At 40.9% G+C, this 17,767-nt stretch carries 12 protein-coding genes and 2 pseudogenes; 1 reads left to right on the top strand and 13 read right to left on the bottom strand.

Translation table 11 applies throughout. The features are described from left to right. Positions 1-33: 33 nt before the first annotated feature. The 10 genes and pseudogenes from O3643_RS00070 to miaA form a co-directional block, all read right to left on the bottom strand. Positions 34-6,558: pseudogene (locus tag O3643_RS00070) on the bottom strand (SIALI-17 repeat-containing surface protein); the annotation flags it as partial. A 251-nt stretch (positions 6,559-6,809) separates the two neighbouring features. Then, positions 6,810-6,957, bottom strand: a pseudogene (locus tag O3643_RS00065) (YSIRK-type signal peptide-containing protein); the annotation flags it as partial. A gap of 298 nt (positions 6,958-7,255) precedes the next feature. Then, positions 7,256-9,004, bottom strand: a complete 1,749-nt coding sequence (locus tag O3643_RS00060) for a glycoside hydrolase family 13 protein (RefSeq protein ID WP_371499690.1) — start codon at positions 9,002-9,004, stop codon at positions 7,256-7,258. Between the two features lie 243 nt (positions 9,005-9,247). Next, the gene (locus tag O3643_RS00055) at positions 9,248-9,442 is read right to left on the bottom strand and encodes a helix-turn-helix transcriptional regulator (protein ID WP_006150191.1); all 195 of its coding nucleotides are present in this window, start codon (positions 9,440-9,442) and stop codon (positions 9,248-9,250) included. A gap of 6 nt (positions 9,443-9,448) precedes the next feature. Beyond that, positions 9,449-9,778: a hypothetical protein gene (locus O3643_RS00050; protein WP_371498969.1), complete on the bottom strand. Its 330-nt coding sequence runs from the start codon at positions 9,776-9,778 to the stop codon at positions 9,449-9,451. A gap of 397 nt (positions 9,779-10,175) precedes the next feature. After that, the gene (locus O3643_RS00045) at positions 10,176-10,931 is read right to left on the bottom strand and encodes an SDR family NAD(P)-dependent oxidoreductase (protein ID WP_371498967.1); all 756 of its coding nucleotides are present in this window, start codon (positions 10,929-10,931) and stop codon (positions 10,176-10,178) included. Positions 10,932-10,951: 20 nt separating this feature from the next. Further along, positions 10,952-11,881, bottom strand: a complete 930-nt coding sequence (gene rnz / locus O3643_RS00040) for a ribonuclease Z (protein WP_036755430.1) — start codon at positions 11,879-11,881, stop codon at positions 10,952-10,954. A gap of 14 nt (positions 11,882-11,895) precedes the next feature. After that, positions 11,896-12,519 carry a cystathionine beta-lyase gene (locus tag O3643_RS00035; protein WP_178895281.1) on the bottom strand — a complete coding sequence of 208 codons (624 nt, stop codon included), beginning with the start codon at positions 12,517-12,519 and terminating at the stop codon, positions 11,896-11,898. After that, positions 12,512-13,750 carry a GTPase HflX gene (hflX, locus tag O3643_RS00030; protein WP_178895282.1) on the bottom strand — a complete coding sequence of 413 codons (1,239 nt, stop codon included), beginning with the start codon at positions 13,748-13,750 and terminating at the stop codon, positions 12,512-12,514. The genes O3643_RS00035 and hflX overlap by 8 nt, the downstream gene beginning before the upstream one ends. Continuing rightward, the gene (miaA, locus tag O3643_RS00025) at positions 13,743-14,627 is read right to left on the bottom strand and encodes a tRNA (adenosine(37)-N6)-dimethylallyltransferase MiaA (RefSeq protein ID WP_371498964.1); all 885 of its coding nucleotides are present in this window, start codon (positions 14,625-14,627) and stop codon (positions 13,743-13,745) included. The genes hflX and miaA overlap by 8 nt, the downstream gene beginning before the upstream one ends. 122 nt (positions 14,628-14,749) lie before the next feature. Here miaA and O3643_RS00020 point away from each other — a divergent pair, with 122 nt between their 5' ends. Beyond that, positions 14,750-14,920 (top strand): DUF3042 family protein, encoded by a 171-nt coding sequence (locus O3643_RS00020; protein ID WP_001051780.1) that lies wholly within the window; start codon positions 14,750-14,752, stop codon positions 14,918-14,920. A 201-nt stretch (positions 14,921-15,121) separates the two neighbouring features. Here the strand turns inward: O3643_RS00020 and O3643_RS00015 are convergent, their stop codons facing one another. The 3 genes from O3643_RS00015 to O3643_RS00005 form a co-directional block, all read right to left on the bottom strand. Next, on the bottom strand, positions 15,122-15,961 hold the full coding sequence (locus O3643_RS00015) for a thymidylate synthase (RefSeq protein WP_371498962.1): 840 nt from the start codon (positions 15,959-15,961) through the stop codon (positions 15,122-15,124). Positions 15,962-16,063: 102 nt separating this feature from the next. After that, positions 16,064-17,020 (bottom strand): ROK family glucokinase, encoded by a 957-nt coding sequence (locus O3643_RS00010; protein WP_371498960.1) that lies wholly within the window; start codon positions 17,018-17,020, stop codon positions 16,064-16,066. A 131-nt stretch (positions 17,021-17,151) separates the two neighbouring features. Next, positions 17,152-17,767 (bottom strand): Ltp family lipoprotein (locus O3643_RS00005; protein ID WP_371498958.1); only part of this gene is annotated, 616 nt, incomplete at its 5' end.

Genomic DNA, 17,767 nt, shown 5'->3' with positions numbered 1-17,767 from the left:
CAATCTCTATAATCTAAATAATGTCAGATTATTTTATTCTTCGTCTTTCTTCTTTCCCATTGCAAAGAGTCCAAGAAGCGCTCCCACAACACCTGCTGTTGCAAGGGTTGCATTTTCCTTAGTACCTGTTTCAGGGAGAATATGTTGACGACTTGCAGGCGCCTGGTAAGTCTTGTCTTGTGACATAGCGAGGGCTACAAGAGATTGATTATCTTTGTACTCCGGTACTTCATTGACCGCTGCTTCGGCTGCATTCACGCCACCAGTATATTCTGGTACTTCGTTCACCGCTGCAAAGACTGCATTGGCACCACCTTTGTACTCTGGCACATCGTTAACCGCTGCTTCGACACCATTTACTCCACCAGTATATTCTGGAACTTCGTTCACCGCTGCAAAGACTGCATTGGCACCACCTTTGTATTCTGGAACTTCGTGTACCGCTGCCTCGACTGCATTCACACCACCAGTGTATTCTGGTACTTCGTGAACTGCTGGTTCGACTACATTCGCTCCTAAAGTATGTTCTGGTACTTCGTGAACTGCTGCTTCAACTCCATTCACGCCACCTGTGAACTCTGGAACTTCATGTACTGCTGGTTCTTCTCCATTCACGCCTCCAGTGTATTCTGGAATTTCGTGAACTGCTGGTTCTTCTCCATTCACACCGCCTGTGAACTCTGGAACTTCGTGTACTGCTGGTTCTGTCTTGGCGCTTTCAGCATCTGCCTTAGTCAATTGAATGCGGTATTCCTTAATATGTTTACCACTTTCTGAAACAAGATGAATCAAGACTGGAAGTTTATCATCACCACTATCAACAATAGTTGCTGCTACATTTTCGCCAGCTTCAACTGTTGCTTGAGGACGATTTCCACTGTAGGTTACTTGGTAATCCACACGATCTTCAGAGAAGTCAGCAATCTCTTTACCATCCACAAGAAGTTTTGCAGCTGTACTATCCTTAGGTTCTTCACTTGGAGCAATGAAGGCCATCTCTGTAATAGCTACACCCTTGGTATCAGCTTTTCTATCCATGCGCCATCTCATAGCCTTAGCTTTAACTGGGGCAAAGGTTACATGGATATCTGTACCTGCTTGAATCTCTTGATCCGCACGGTATTCAACTTTCTCCCAGTTAGAAGGAGTGTTGAATGGATGTTCTGGATCGTATGGTTGGTAGTTAGAGTAGTATTCTGGTGAGTCAAATTCTGGTCCCACATAGCGCTCTAAGACTAGTTTAGAAGGTGCATCTGTACCACCATCTGAGAAGAATCGAATGCTTCCTTCAGCGACTGTACGTTCAACAATCTTGCCAGCTTCTCTAAAGATAACCCCTACTGAAACTTCTGGATTATCAGATGGAGTTGGAGACCAGTTGGTCCAACGACGGGTTTCATCATCAGAACCATCGTTAACATAGTCCACACGGTCATGAGAATTTGGATCAATATCATTGGTTGCAGAAGCAAATGAACGGTTGCTATCATCATCAAAATCAGGGTTATCTGATAGGTTTTCACCGAGTTTATCAGTCACACGTACTGCCACTTCAGCAGTTAAATCAGTACCTAGAACGCGACCACGAACTGTAAATTCACCTGCAGTCGCTAGATTTTCAGCCGGAACTTCATCCCATTCAACTGCCAAGTCTTTGACTTCATAGCCATCTTTACCTGTGAAGTAAACAGCGACTTTCGCAGGTAACTCAAGAGTATGACCCTTAGCAACCAAGCGTGATGATTTCACAGCAACAACAGGTTTACTTGCTAGCAAGTCTTTATCATTTGTAAAGTGGAGACGGTATTCACCTAGAATATCTCCGTTTTCAGCCTTAACGACAACACGAACTGGATCCCCTTCACGAACGCTTGGAATCACTGTTGCAATACCATTATCGGATACACTTGCTGTTACAGTTGGTGCTTGGTCTTCTTTAGCTTCTAGATAATAGTCAGTCAAGCCAGGGTTAAAGTTTGGCAAATCTTTTCCATCTACTTTGATTTGAGCTTGAGCTTTCTTAGCTGCAGCTACTTGTTTAGAGAAGATTTGAATTTCTGTAATGGAAGTACCCCATTTACCATCTGGTCTAACCATACGGATACGAACCGCATAGGTATTGACTTTATCAAAGCTAAAGTGAGTCATTTCTCCAGCTCTCACTTGGTCTGGAGCTTTAAGATTTGTCACTTGTTTCCAGTTATTGTCATCGTTAAAGACATGGTCTTCACTAGCTACAAAGCTTGGGTTCTTAGGAACTGTTGGAACATCTTTTCCTACATAGTATTCGATGACATAAGACTTAGGTGCACCAACACCGTGGTCTTCGTGGAAGGCAACATTGAGATTGTCAACCGAACGTTTAGACAGGATACCAGAATCACCAAAGAGGATTCCCACTGATGCTTCACTTGTACGTTTCCAGTTTGTCCAGCGGTTTGCCGGTTGATCATTAAATGAGATAAGTTTGTCATTGACATTGGCTACTGAGTCACTTGGATTTGAGTCTGATGCAAAAGCAAGTGGCAACTCTGAACCTGTCCACTGGTCAGAAATGTTTGCACCAGTTTCTGTCTGAGCAGAAACGCGCACATGAAGTTTCGTTGGTAACTGAGTTCCTTCGACATGTCCTGTAACGGTAAAGCTACCTTCAGTTGCATATTGGCTTGGGTCAATAGCATCCCAAGTCACTTTAGCTGAAGATACTTGGCCGTTTGAGTGGTAAGTACGAACACTTTCTGGTAATTGAGGAGCTTCTGAAACTGGAGTTGTTGTAGTCACTTCTTCGACTGCAATGATACCTTCTACAGAAACTTTAGCATGAGCTTTGTTTTCAATTCCTTCTACTTTACCTAGAACATCAAAGCTGTGGTATTTAGCAAGGTCTTCCTTAGCAACTGCTTGCCAAGTTACCTTGTGAACTTTTGGAAATCCTTTATCGTACTCTACCGTTACTGTATCAGGTAGACTTGGTTCTTGGTTCAAACCTGTCACGATACTTACTGGACGAATGGCCTGGACAACTTTATTTTCAGTATTTGCCTGAATGTTCAAGTCAATCTGACCTTCTGCTCCTTCAAATTGAGCTTTCAAAGTTACTTGACCAGGTTTATGCAATTCAAGCATACCCTTACGAACAGCTACGTCTCCTTCACCTGATGTTGAGAAGGTTACCTTGTCAGCTTTTAATACGGCCTGAGTTCCATCTTGATAATGAGCCAAGACTTTGATACCAACTGTTTGGTCTTCTTTCAGTGCGTCTGCATTTTCAACTTCTAGACTTAAACGTTCAATCTGAGGAGCTTCTTGTAAGAATTGGATAGCATAAGTCTGAAGTGCTCCACCATCATTTGGTTGAACATAAATACTAGCACGCATACCATTTGCTTCGTTAGCTTGAATAACAGTAACTTGCGCATTTTCAGCTAAAGCTTTGACTTCAGGCAAAGCAGCTCCATAGGCAAGTTTATGATATAGAACCGGTTGGTCCGTTGAGAGCCCTTCTACAGGCTGGTCTGCAACAGTTACAGTCGGTACTACTGGTGAAGCCGCTTGACCTTCTGCGACTACAAAGGTCGCAGCGATTTCATCATCACCTGAAATTCCTTTAGCTTGGATACGAGAGCCTGGGATAGTTAATTTAGCTTGATCTTCAGCTGCAACTTCCCACCTATCAACGTCATAGCTTCCTAGAGTACCATCTGACAATACATAGGTCACAGATGGATCAACCGTACTCAGATCTGTACTTGGTGCAATTCTCTTAACTACAGGTAATTCTGCTTCGAGTGCCAAAACTTCAACACGCGCTTCCACATCTCTTCCGTCAGCCACACCTTTAACAGTAAAAATACCAGGTTGGTTGACATCAACTGCGGACCATTCTACTGGAAGTTTTGCACGGCTGCCATCACTGTAGATAAATCCTACTTTTGAAGGCATTTTCGCTGCTTGACCGATTACTGTACGAACTTTAGGAACCTCTGTACCTAAAACAGTTTTTTCCTCTTGGTCTTTCTTACCTGTGAAGATAGTTGTTTGACCAGATTTCAAGAAATCAGAGTGGGCAGTCAAGGTGAATTTACCTGCTTGCTCAGTTGATTTGACAATCACAACACCCTTACCATTAAAGGCTTTGCGAATCCATGAACCATCTGCTTGTTCTTTGTAACGTTCACGGCTGGCTTGTTCCCCGTTATCCACACCGACAATCTGACCTTGTCCATGCAACTGGAAGCGAACAAGATTATTGGCTGTAGGAACTACGTTACCTTTACTGTCAACAATTTCGTAATAGATATAAGTGAGGTCTTTTCCGTCAGCTGCGATAGCATTTTCTTCTTTGACCAAACGAACTCCTGCAGGTTCTCCAGCGGTCACAATCTTATCACGAGCAACGATGTTACCAGCTTCGTCACGAGCTACTGCTTCTAAAGTACCAGCTTCAAAAGCAACCTTCCATTCAAGGTAAAGTTCATTCGGTTTAGCACCCTCTTGGTAAGTACGGCCATCGCTTGTTTGTTTTTTAGTAAATGTCTTCTTGCCTAGAGTATTACCATTCAAGAATAGTTCTACACTTGCAGCGTTAGAATAGGCACGGACTGGAATATTACCATCTGCATCCGCTACATTCTCTTTTAGGGTAGGATTTTCCCAGTTCCAGTGAGGAAGCAAGTGAACCATTGGTTTCTTCTCAGCAGAAACCCATTGGCTTTGGTACAAGTAGTAATCATTCTTTGGAATACCAGCTGTATCTACGATACCAAAGTACGAGCTTTTAACCGGTGTGTGGTTTTGATTGTGCCATGGAGTAGGTTCACCGATATAGTCCGTACCTGTCCAGATGAACTGACCTGCGTAACCTGCATTGTCACGGTCAAAAGTCCAAGATGCTGTTGCTGTTTTACCCCAACCAACACGGTCATTACCGTAGTCTGATTGCTCGTAATTACGGTAAGCCTGATTGCTGTGGACCAATTCACGTTCTGGACGGAAATAACTTCCACGTGTACGAGTAGCTGAAGAAGTTTCAGAACCGTAAATCAACCAGTTTGGATGTTTCGCACGAAGTTTCTTGTAGTTGTCTTCTGAGTAGTTAAAACCAACGGCATCAAGTTCATTGGCAATCTTTTCATGGTCACCACTACCATCACCAAAACGGAACTTATCTGCTCCCATAGTGACATAGCGTGTCTTATCAACAGCCTTAATAACTTGAACCAAGCGTTTAACTGTTGCTAGAGAACGAGGTTTCCCGTCTGCTTCACCGATTTCATTACCGATAGACCACATAACGATAGCAGGGTTGTTCTTTCCTCGTTCAACCATGGTACGAAGGTCAAAATCAGACCATTTTTCACCTTTTTTAGCTTCTGGGTGAGTAGCATCTTTATCAAAGAAACGACCATAGTCATACTGTTTCTTACCACCATACCAAGTATCGAAAGCTTCTTCTTGGACCAACAAACCAAGCTCAGCAGCGATTTGTAAAGTTTGCTCACTAGCTGGGTTGTGAGTTGTACGGATAGAGTTCACACCCATATCCTTCATTTGTTTCAGACGACGGTATTCTGCCTTATAGTTTTCTTCAGCTCCAAGAGCTCCATGGTCATGGTGAAGAGAAACTCCATGGAATTTAATGCGTTCACCATTCAAAGAGAAACCTTCATTTGGTGTCCAATTGTAGTAACGGTAACCAAACAAGTCCTTCTTAGCATCGACCAATTGACCATCACGATAAACACGTGTCACCAATTCGTAAAGGGCAGGCTTGTCGCTATTAACTGTCCAAAGTTTTGGTTTATCAACTTGTAAAATAGCATTCAAGCTGGCTGATTGATGAGCTTTCAAGACTTGACTAGCTGTACGAACTAGATCCGTTACAGCTTGACCATTACGTTCAATGATTTGATACTCAGCAAGAATTTCATGATCTTTATCATCAGTATTGACAATCTTACTTGTTACATGAGTATCAACCTTGCCATTTTGTTGTTTTTCAAGGTCTGGTGTTAAGATAGTTGTTCCATTTTTCTCAGTATGGACCTTATCTGTGACTTGAAGGGTAACATCACGGTAAATTCCACTTCCTGAGTACCAACGGCTACTTGGTTGTTTGTTGATGGCATGCACTGCTACGACATTTTCGCGACCGTCTTTATGGAGATAGTCAGTGATGTCATATGAGAATTGGTTGTAACCATTTGGATAGTGACCAACTAGCTGTCCATTTACATAAACCTGAGAATCCATGTAAACCCCATCAAATGTGATACGAACATTCTTATTGAGGTCTTCTTCATCGAGTTTAAAGGTCTTACGATACCAAGCATCACCACCATTGAGTTGCCCACCTTCGTTTTGGGCAGGTGAGTCATGGTCAAAGTCATTGTAGATACTCCAGTCATGAGGGAGGTCTAATTTCTTCCAACTAGAAACATCGGCATCTGGCTTGACTGCATCTTTAGCATTGGCGTTGAGCTTGAAATGCCAGTTTTGGTTGAATTCTACTTTTCTATCCTCAATCAACTGTTTTACCTCATCATTAGTTGCAGGTTTGAGCTCTGGTTTTTCTGTTTGAGCAGATTGATCCTGAGTCACAGCTGGAGCTTGCTTTTCTACATCAGAGGTTTCTTTTTTCTCAGGAGTAGTCTCAGTAGTTGGGGCTTCCACTTTTTTCTCTACTTCATGATTAGTTTCTACTGCTTCACTGTTAACAGTTTCTGTTGTTACAGGTTGTTCAGAAGCTTTTGAATCTACAGCTTCCTCTTTAGGAGTTTCTTTCTCCACTTTTTCTGTAGCAACAGCGACTGGTGTCTCATCTGCAGATACAGAATTTACACCTGCTAGATTTGCTCCAAATAAAACAGAGCAAGTCCCGATAAGCACTGAGCATGTTCCTACCGTAAATTTACGGATGCTATAGATACTTTTGCGATTCCAATAATCTTTTCCCATAGGGTTCTCCTTGTTAAGTAACCGCTTCCATTTTTGTTGAAAGCGCTATACTTTTTTTGTAATTATTACTTCTATTTTATAAAATAATATAGGAAACTTCAATACTATGACTGTAAAAATCATACTTTTGATTGTTTTTTCTATATTTTGTAGAAAACTATAAAAATCTGAATGTACATTTAGTGAAATTTACCAAAAAACTGTCCTACTAGAGGACAGCTTCTTTTTTTTTTAATGCATCTAAAATCACATAATCCCTTCATTTTTTGTAACTAGATACTTGTTGCAGTTGATTGCTTTATTTCGAAACAGTAATGACAAATCCATCTGGCAAGATGACTTGCTGACCATCTTCAAACTGGCAATGACTAGATAAATCAACAGAGTCTCTTTCTAAAACAAAATTCTCAGAAGACTGATTAAAGATGGCCTGAACTTCTTTTTCTTGGTAGTTCCACTTCAAAGATAGGACATCTGGTTCCACTTCTTCCAAGCGATAATTTCCATGCTGAATAATGCTTGCAACGTCCTTACGAACCTTGATTAATTTCTTCATAAAATTCAGCATGTCATTGTCTTCAGAAACACGATTCCAAGGCATGACACGACGGCAGTCAGGGTCTGGTCCACCAATTAGGGCCAACTCTGTTCCGTAATAGATACAAGGGGTCCCTTTTTGAAGATAGAGGAAAGTTAGGGCTGCCTTGACATGCTGGAGATTTCCTTTGGCAGTTGTAAGGATACGCTCTGTATCATGAGAATCTAAAAGGTTAAACATCACCTCTGAGATTTGTTGCTTGTAGTACATCGACTGGCTATTGATTTCTGAAATAAACGGCTCTGTCTTTTTACGCTGACGCAAGAAATAATCCTTGATACTTTCAGAGAGTGGGTAATTCATGACCGCATGGAACTCGTCCCCTTGTAGCCAAGGCTGAGAAGTATGCCAGATTTCACCTAAAATATACAAATCAGGCTTTTTAGCGAGAACTGCCTTTCTAAAATCTTTCCAGAACTGATGGTCAATTTCATTGGCAACGTCCAAGCGCCAAGCATCGATATCAAAATTTTCAATCCAGTAGGTCGCAACACTTAAAAGATAGTCCCTAACCTCCGGATTAGCTGTATTTAACTTAGGCATATAGCTAGCAAAGGCAAAGGTATGGTAAGGTAGTTCTCTTGGGTTCTTAAGTTTGTCCTCTGTAACTGGAAATTCTTGAATATGGAACCAATCTTTATAAGGGGAATTTTCTCCATTCTTTAGAACGTCCTGCCATTGGGCTGACTGGTAACCGATATGGTTAAACACTGCATCAAGCATGATTTTGATGCCCCGTTTATGAGCTTCCTCGACAAGATTAGCGAAGACTTCCTTGTCTCCAAAGTGACGGTCAATCTCAAAATAATCTGTCGTATCATACTTGTGATTGGTCGTAGCTTCAAAAATCGGACATAGATAAAGTCCAGTGATTCCCAAGTCTTTTAGATAGTCTAGGTGGTCGATAATTCCTTGCAAGTCTCCACCAAAAAAGTCATCCCTGTTAGGCGCAAGCTCAGCATCCCACTCTCGAGCTCTATCTGGGGTCAAATTAGGATTTCCATTTGCAAATCGTTCTGGGAAAATCTGATACCAAACGGTATTTGAAACCCAGTTAGGAACTTGGCAACCGTCAATTTTGTGAATATAAGGAAGCTTCAAGCCATTCCCTTCAGCATCCAAGTTTTCTTGAGTATGTTCTACACAACCCTTATCCCCATAGTAGACACCATGACCTTCCTCATCGAGGAGCTCAAAGAGATACTGAATCCGTGCAAAATCAACCGAGACTGTAATCTGCCAATAGTCAAATAGGGCATCTGAGGTTACTTTGGTCATTTCTTTCTTGGCTTCATACTTATCCTCAATGAAAATAAAGGGATCTCCATAGTGTAAGATAACCTTCTGGACATCATTTATCTTGGTTCTAATTCGGATATGTAGCTGATCTTCCTTGTAAAGATATGCATACTCTGATTCTGGTCTATGATAAATAGCTGTTAATTCCATCATTTGTCTCCTAAATAATCTATCATCAACAAAAACGCAAACGTTTTCATAATTAACAGAACTAGTATACTATTTTAGCTGTTTATTTGCAAATTTTATACCAGTTTTACGATAGATATATAAGATGGACAAGGGTAAAATTGAGTAGACTCTTTTTGAGCTTTAAAAAGAGAGTTTCCATGAACTGAAAAACTCTCTCATCATTACGAATCAGATGATTAAAATAAAAGCTATCTGATATCTTTAATCTTCTAAAATGAAAATTTCTTCAACATGTAGTCGTAGCAACCTTGCAATTTTCATTGCTAGTTCAAGTGTAGGATTGTACTTGTCATTCTCTATAGCAATTATGGTTTGTCGACTAACGCCTAATATTCTTGCCATATCTTCCTGACGTAGTCCCTCAGACTTTCTTAACTGTTTGATGTTATTTTTCATACAGCATTAGTCTTTCTGAAAAAAATAAACGCCAACAGCCAATACTACGATAACAGTGACAACTGCTAGAATGACTCCTTGAACAAGTTTATTTGGTTCTTTATACTCTTCATCACCAGCAATCATATTGCGTTTTATTGCGGTTTGAGCAAATCCTTGCACACTTACAGATAAGATCAAAATTAAGCAAGGAAGCATTTCAAGTTTGCCACCAACAACAAGTGCTTGATAGATATTAAATCCTGTCCATGCACATAAACCCAAAAGCGCTTTTTTATAGCCCCACTCCTCAGAACGCAACTGAATATCTCTGTCCATTTCATCCATCTTTTTCATGGCTTTGTTCCTCCAAATTTTTGTAATAATGTCAAGAGCTCTTTACATTTCTTATTATACTCTAAATCGATAAAATGTCAAGATATTTTAACATTTTTACTTTTTTTATTTTCTTCATCTATTCTAAGAATATTCCTAACTCCAATTTACAGTCTAATCAATCTGACAAAGGGCAAGTTCTTTTAATCCTATTTTATCTTGACTTCATAAGCTTCGGCTATAGATATACTTTCAGTTATGTTAGACTCGAAGTTTATCCTCTCTTTTCTGCTTTCTTATCTCTATTTATACCTTAAATGGGCTTAATCGTTATAAACTGCCTGTTTATCATGTGGTATTTTTCTACAAATTAGCAACCGAAAAAAATAAAAAGCCATTCCTCAAGGGAACAGCCTTTTCACTTATAATTAAAAGTCTCCCCAGCCAACTTATCGGCTAACTTAGGAAAGAGGGTATAAAATTTGTGGGCTAGATTGAGCAAGGCTGGGAGATTGAGCTCGCGTTTGTTTTTTCCTATGGTCTTGATAATCTTTTTCGCTACATCATCTGGTTCCAATAGAAAACGGTCGACCGATTTGAGGTAGGTCCCATCTGGGTCTGCCTGGTCGAAAAATCCTGTACGGATAGGTCCTGGATTAACAGTTGTCACATAGATACCATAGGGCATGAGCTCAAGGCGAAGAGCATTTGAAAAACCTATGGCCGCAAACTTGGTCGCAGAATATAGACTAGACTTAGCAGTCGCAATCAATCCTGCCATGCTGACGATATTGATGATATGACCTTTTCGCATCTCCTTCATACGAGAAGCAACCAAACGAGACAGATTCATCAAAGCAAAAGTATTGACTTCAAACATTTGATGAATATCTTGATTAGAAATCTTGTCAAAATCTTCAAAAATCCCATATCCAGCGTTGTTAATCAAGACATCAATCTTACCATAACGCTGATAGAGTTCAGCAACTAGTTCTTCTAAGGCTTGAGCGTCGGTAATATCAATTTCAATCAATTCTTCCTGAGGATAATTTCCGTATAGTTGAGCTAATTTTTCCTTATTTCTACCTAGCAAAATGAGTTGGTCTTGAGGCAAGAGTTTGACCATTTCTTGGGCTAGACCCCCGCTAGCACCCGTAATGAGAATAGTAGACATACTTTTCCTTTCTCGAGATTCTAGATTTCCACTTCTTCCAAGTCTTTAACCACATGGACATTTTCAAAAATCGTTGCAGCATCTTTCTTAAGCTGGCTGATATCTTTTGAAAGAAAACGGGCACTGATATGGTTGAGCAAGAGTCGTTTGGCTCCCGCTTCTGCCGCTACCTGAGCAGCCTGCATATTGGTGGAGTGACCGTGATTACGAGCAATCTTCTCGTCTCCCTTGCCATAAGTAGACTCATGGACAAGGACATCTGCATTGACAGCCAGACGCACACTGGCATTAGTTTTTCGAGTATCACCCAAGATAGTGATAATCTTACCTGGACGTGGCGCTGAGATATAGTCTGCTGCCTTAATCTCGGTGCCGTCTTCTAGGATGACATCCTGACCGTTTTTGATTTTTCCAAAGAGTGGTCCAAATGGTACGCCGGCAGCCTTTAATTTTTCAGCATCCAGAGTGCCTTCTAGGTCCTTTTGAATGACACGGTAGCCCACACAGAAAATAGTGTGATCCAACTCTTCCGCATAAACTGTAAATTTATCGGTTTCAAGAATTTTCCCTAGAGAATCTTGGTTGAACTCATGGAAATGAATCTTATAGGGCAAGCGTGAACCTGACACTCGTAGACTGGTCAAGACAAAAGATTTGATGCCTTGGGGACCATAGATTTCCAAATCTGTCTGTTCTTCATTGGCTTGAAAGGCACGACTAGAAAGGAATCCTGGCAAACCAAAGATATGATCTCCATGCAAGTGTGTAATAAAGATTTTGCTGACCTTGCGTGGTCGAATCGTGGTTTCCAGAATGCGATTTTGCGTACCTTCTCCACAGTCAAAGAGCCAGACTTCGTTAATCTCGTCCAAGAGTTTCAGGGCGAGACTTGAAACGTTGCGGGCTTTAGAGGGCTGGCCAGCCCCCGTTCCTAAAAATTGAATATCCATTCGATACTTTCTAATTAATCAATATATAACATGGCAGTGCGGTTTTCCGATTGGAAATAGCGCTTGCCAGAAAAAGCAACAGCTTCTTGCAATAAATCCTCTTGGCTGTAGCCTTTTAGACGTTTGCGACCATCAGCCAAACTTTCCAAATCAGTCAAAGCTGTAAGATTTTCCACGCTAACAACTTCCTCGTCCCCGACAGCCTTCATGTAGATCTTGCCAGACTCCTCAAAGACTAGTTGATGGGGGAAAATTTGCGCAATCTCAAAGAGCAAGTCTTCTGAAATAACCTCTTTATTTTCAGAGAAAATTCTACCCAGACCCTCACTCTCATAACAAAAACCAAAGGATTTGCCAGACAGATTAAGCCGAATAAAAGGCTTACTTTCTAAGGTGAAACTTGGTTCAACATTGTAAAGATTCAATTCTTGACTGAGTTCTGCAAAATAATCCGTCGCAGCCTCAGGACTCTTTTTCTGGTAGAGTTCAGCAAAGTAGGCGTTAACTACACTCGGCGGAGGTGTGATCAGTGCCAACTGCTCCTGCTCTGTCTTTCCAGCTAGAAGCTGATCTAGATAGACCTTGTCTAGACTTGTATAGCCCCCATATTTTAGAGCCAAAGTTTTGATATCAGTCATAAAATTCCTCTAACCTCCATTTGTTTTTTTCAGAAATGTAGCCTGTAATCACTTCGCCGTCCTCCTGATAATCACGTTCTTCCAAAATCGCAACACTTTCTAAATCATGAATCTTGTAGGATTTTGAAAAAGGCACGCGCAAGGTAAAAGATTCAAAAATATCCTTGATTTTCTCTAAAAATAGTGCCTGAAAATTCTCACGACTATCCTCAGACTTGGCAGAAATAAGGGCATAAGGCGTTTGGGTCGGCGTAAAATCCTCCACCAAATCCGCTTTATTATACAGGGTCAGGCGAGGAATATCCTCCATGTCCAAGTCTTTCATGATGGAAAGAACTGTTTTTTCATGCTCTTCGTGGTAAGGATTGCTGGCATCGATAACATGAACCAGAAGGTCCACATGCTTGCTTTCTTCTAAGGTTGACTTGAAACTGGACACCAACTCTGTCGGCAAATCTTGGATAAAGCCAACGGTATCTGTCAAAGTTACTTGGAGATTGCCTCCCAGATGGATACTCTTAGTCGTCGCATCTAAAGTCGCAAAGAGCTCGTCTGCTTCATACTGGGTCTTACTGGTCAAGGTGTTCATGATGGTTGATTTTCCAGCATTGGTGTAACCAATCAAACCAATCTTAAAGGTACTTGACTCCAAACGTTTTTCTCGAACTGTCGCTCGGTTTTTCTCAACCACCTTGAGTTGACGTTCGATATCTGTAATCTGGTTGCGAACACTACGACGGTTCAGCTCCAGCTGACTTTCACCTGGACCACGGGAACCAATTCCCCCTGCCTGACGGCTGAGCATAATCCCCTGACCAACCAAACGAGGCAAGAGATACTTGAGTTGTGCAAGATGAACTTGTAGCTTACCTTCATGGCTTCGAGCTCGCATGGCAAAGATATCTAAAATCAACTGCATACGGTCAATGACCTTGACACCTAAGACTTCCTCTAAATTGACATTTTGTCGAGGTGTCAGACGGTTATTGACGATGACAGTCGTGATTTCTTCTGCGTCCACCATTTGAGCAATTTCTTCCAACTTACCAGAACCGACAAAGGTCTTAGAGTCGTATTTTTCTCGTTTTTGTCTGTAGCTATCTACCACAACTGCTCCAGCTGTCTTAGCTAGACTAGCCAACTCTTCCATGGAGAGGTCAAAATTATCCATGCCCTGGAGCTCAACACCAATGAGCAGGACTCGTTCCTCTTTTTTCTCCGTTTCAATCATTTAAAAACTCCTCAATCTGGCTTAAAATACGCTCTTTAACACCCGATTCTCCTATCTGATAAAAAGTCACCTGCATGCGGTTACGGAACCAGGTCAACTGGCGCTTGGCAAATCGGCGAGTCGCTTGCTTGAGACTATCGCTAGCCTCCTCCAATCTCTGCTCTCCACGAAAATAGGGGAAGAGTTCCTTGTAACCAATTCCTTTAGCAGCCTGCACATCTGGATAATGGTCAAACAACCACTTGGCTTCGTCTAGAAGTCCAGCTTCAAACATCAGGTCCACTCTGTGATTGATACGCTCATAAAGCTGACTACGCTCATCATCCAAGCAAATAATCAGCGGATCATATAAACTTTCTTGATTTTCCAAATCTTGACCAAAATGAGCAATCTCCAAGGCACGCATAGCACGACGACGATTAATTTGTGGAATTTCAAGACCTGCTTTCTCTACCAGATGAAATAACTCCTCATCCGAAACAGGTTCTAAACTAGCTCGGTAGGCTAAAATATCCTCGTGTGGTGTCTCTCCACCTAGATGATATCCCTCTAGTAGACTCTGAATATAAAGTCCTGTCCCACCAGCGATAATAGCAAGTTTACCGCGATTTTGAATATCCTCGATGGCTGCCTTTGCTTCTGAAACAAAATCAAAAGCCGAGTAAGACTCGGTTACATCTCTCACATCAATTAAATGATGAGGGACAGTTGCCTGCTCCTCCGGACTTGCCTTGGCTGTTCCAATATCCAGTCCTCTGTATACTTGTTGGCTATCCCCACTGACTACTTCACCATTGAATCGCTGAGCAACTTCAATGGCTAGGGCTGTCTTTCCAACTGCAGTTGGACCAACAATCACAATTATTTTGCTTTTCATCGTTTTTCCTTGAAAAATTCCCATTTTTTCGTTACTATTATTATATCACAAAATAGACAGGCAGAAAAATGCTATATCTTAAGCTATTTCCGTCTGATTTATAAATAAAAGGAGGAAGACTCATGGCTAAAGGATTTGCTAAAGGTCTCGTAACAGGTGTTGCAGGAACTGTTGCTGCTGTTGCAGGTGCAGTATACGCATTCAAAAAGAAAGTGATTGAACCAGAAGAACAAAAAGCAGCTTTCATCGAAGAAAATCGTAAAAAAGCAGCTCGCCGTCGCGTATCACGCTAATTAATAAAAAAAGAAGTTGGAATTTCCAACTTCTTTTTTTCTATTCTTTTATACTCAATGAAAATCAAAGAGCAAACTAGGAAGCTAGCCGCAGGTTGCTCAAAGCACTGCTTTGAGGTTGTAGATATGACTGACGAAGTCAGTTACATATATCTACGGTAAGGCGACGCTGACGTGGTTTGAAGAGATTTTCGAAGAGTATTAAATAGCTAGGTCAAACTTCAACTGCGGTTTCACTGGATCATAATCAACCAGCTCAAAATCCTCTGCTTTAATATCAAAGAAATTAGTCTTGTCTGGTACATTCAAGACCAAACGTGGTTGGCAATTTGAAGGTTCACGACGGAGCAATTCCTGAGCTTGTTCAAATTGATTATCATAGATGTGAAGGTTATTGATAAAATAGAAGAATTTTCCAACTTTCCAACCAAAGTGTTTAGCAATCATCATTTGAAGCGCAACATACTGCATGGCATTGATATGGTGGGCCACCAGCATATCATTAGAACGCTGGGTCAAGGTTGCATCCAGATAGATGTCCCCATCTACACGACGGACATCAAACATGGTCTGGAAGGCACATGGAAGAAGGCCGTCTGTTTCCTCAAAAGCTTGGTAATCCCAGAGAGAGATGATATTGCGACGGTTCCAAGGATTAGTTTCTAACTGTTTGAGAATCTTGTTAATGATTTCGTGCTTTTTAACAACAGCCCCATAACGCTCACCGATTGTCCCTGTATCTTCCACTTCCCAGTCATTCCAGTAGTGAACATTGTACTTGTCATTGAGAACTTCTAGGCTATTTGTCTGGTCTTGGTAGATCCAAAGAACTTCTTTAATAGCTGATTTGATAGCAATTGGACGTAGGGTTGTGATGGGAAATTCACCCTTGGACAAATCATACTCCGCAAAAGCACCTGTAATGTACTTGGAGTTAGCTACTGTTCCATCCTTATACTTGGGACGAGCTTGTTCTGAAAAGACTCCTTCATTGAGAATTCGCTCAATATTTTCTTTAAAAATCTTATCTGCTTTTGTCATTTACTCTCTCCTCAACGTTTATTCTTAACTAGTATAGCATAAAAAAAGAAAGGAGGAAAATCACTCGCTTCAAGATAGTGATTTTCTCCTTTTTATTTCTTATTACAAGACAAGAGATGCTGCTCCAATCACTCCAGCGTCATTTCCTAGAGTTGCAAGAGCTAATTTTGTTGTTGTACGAACTTGTGGGAAGGTATTTTCATCATAAACTTTTTGCACGCCTTGAAGAAGGAATTCCCCAGCAGCTGATACACCACCACCGATAACGATCGTTGATGGATTTAGGATAGAACCGATGTTGGCACACGCAATACCCAAGTAACGTGAGAAGTTACGGTAAACGATCAAGGCAAGATCGTCCCCTTCTTTTGCCAAGTCAAAGACAGTTTTAGCAGTTACTTCTTCACCGTCGTCAATCAAGCGTTTTAAGGCTGCATCGCCTTCATATTCGTCCGCGTAACGGCGAGTCAAGTTGACAATCCCTGTTGCTGAAGCCACTGTCTCAAGACAGCCTTTTTTACCACAAGTACATGGGATTGGTTGGTCAAAGTCAACTGTGATATGTCCAAGTTCACCTGCAGCACCTGCAACACCGTGAAGCAATTTGCCTTCTGCCACGATACCGCCACCAACACCTGTACCCAGAGTCATAAAGACAACGTCTGGTTGGTTTTCACCAGCACCCATCCAACGCTCACCAAGAGCAGCTACGTTAGCGTCATTGTCGATAAAGAATGGAATACCCAAGGCTTTTTCCATTTTCTCTTTGATCGGTTGAAGAGTTTTCCAGTTGAGGTTGTAAGCACCAATAACAGTTCCATTTTCACGGTCAACTACACCAGGTGAACCCATACCAATCCCTTGGAAATCCGTCGCAGCCAATCCAAGCAATTCAAAACGATGTTGAATAGATTCAATCATATCATCTACGATATGGCTTCCTTCATCCAAAATGTTAGTCTTGATAGACCATTTTTCTTGGATTTCTCCTTCTTGAGTTAAAATTGCAAACTTGACAGAAGTTCCACCAAGGTCAATCCCAATAATCTTTTGACTCATCTTTTTCTCCTTTATATTTATTAATGGAAATGCTTACAGACATAGTATAACAAAATCGTTAGATTTGTGCAAAGCTTTGCATGTTAAAACCAATATTAAAACATCTAAAAACAGTTCAATATTTGAAACAATTAGTCATCAAGATGTTGAATTGCGTAGTTGGCTTCTTCTTTTGTAAATTCACCGTTAAAATATGATGAGGAGACTAGTCTCTCATAAATTTCCGTTTTTGAGAGTTTACTATATTTACGATTATTCCTTGCTGTAGCTAAGGCATTTGCCTTATAATCTGCATACAAATGATCGATAGTGTATTGTGCAACATCACTATTAAACCCAAAAAGAATTAATGTCTTATAAATTCTTTTTTTTGACAAATGTATCCTATTATAACTTTTTGCTTCATTTAAAGCTGCTGCATACGGATCACCATCTGTTGACTTTGGTAGCCATAGACCATTCGGATCAACATAATAACGGCCACCATCTACCCACTGACTTTTCGCCATCCTACCATCTGATTTAAGATAATAATTTCCTACCCATTTATTTCGAGCGTAACTACCTTCGGATGTTAGATAATAGTAAGAGAGGGAATCTGTGTGATAAATCCATTCATTCTTAGCCATCTTACCGTTTGATTTTAGATAGTAATTACCCACCAATTTGTTACGTGCATAGCTACCTTCAGCTGTTAGATAGTAATAAGAACTATAATTTTTATCGTAAATCCATTCGTTCTTAGCC

It is taken from the genome of Streptococcus sp. 20925_1_44, from assembly GCF_041432435.1.
Taxonomy (GTDB): Bacteria; Bacillota; Bacilli; order Lactobacillales; family Streptococcaceae; genus Streptococcus; species Streptococcus infantis.
The sequence above is the reverse complement of the archived record's forward strand: the minus strand, read 5'-3'. Positions and strand labels throughout refer to the sequence as shown.

Bases quoted from the DNA above. Each gene is read 5' to 3' on its own strand.
- O3643_RS00060 (WP_371499690.1), bottom strand. From the start codon at position 9,004: ATGGAATTAACAGCTATTTATCATAGACCAGAATCAGAGTATGCATAT.
- O3643_RS00055 (WP_006150191.1), bottom strand. From the start codon at position 9,442: ATGAAAAATAACATCAAACAGTTAAGAAAGTCTGAGGGACTACGTCAG.
- O3643_RS00050 (WP_371498969.1), bottom strand. From the start codon at position 9,778: ATGAAAAAGATGGATGAAATGGACAGAGATATTCAGTTGCGTTCTGAG.
- O3643_RS00045 (WP_371498967.1), bottom strand. From the start codon at position 10,931: ATGTCTACTATTCTCATTACGGGTGCTAGCGGGGGTCTAGCCCAAGAA.
- rnz (WP_036755430.1), bottom strand. From the start codon at position 11,881: ATGGATATTCAATTTTTAGGAACGGGGGCTGGCCAGCCCTCTAAAGCC.
- O3643_RS00035 (WP_178895281.1), bottom strand. From the start codon at position 12,519: ATGACTGATATCAAAACTTTGGCTCTAAAATATGGGGGCTATACAAGT.
- hflX (WP_178895282.1), bottom strand. From the start codon at position 13,750: ATGATTGAAACGGAGAAAAAAGAGGAACGAGTCCTGCTCATTGGTGTT.
- miaA (WP_371498964.1), bottom strand. From the start codon at position 14,627: ATGAAAAGCAAAATAATTGTGATTGTTGGTCCAACTGCAGTTGGAAAG.
- O3643_RS00020 (WP_001051780.1), top strand. From the start codon at position 14,750: ATGGCTAAAGGATTTGCTAAAGGTCTCGTAACAGGTGTTGCAGGAACT.
- O3643_RS00015 (WP_371498962.1), bottom strand. From the start codon at position 15,961: ATGACAAAAGCAGATAAGATTTTTAAAGAAAATATTGAGCGAATTCTC.
- O3643_RS00010 (WP_371498960.1), bottom strand. From the start codon at position 17,020: ATGAGTCAAAAGATTATTGGGATTGACCTTGGTGGAACTTCTGTCAAG.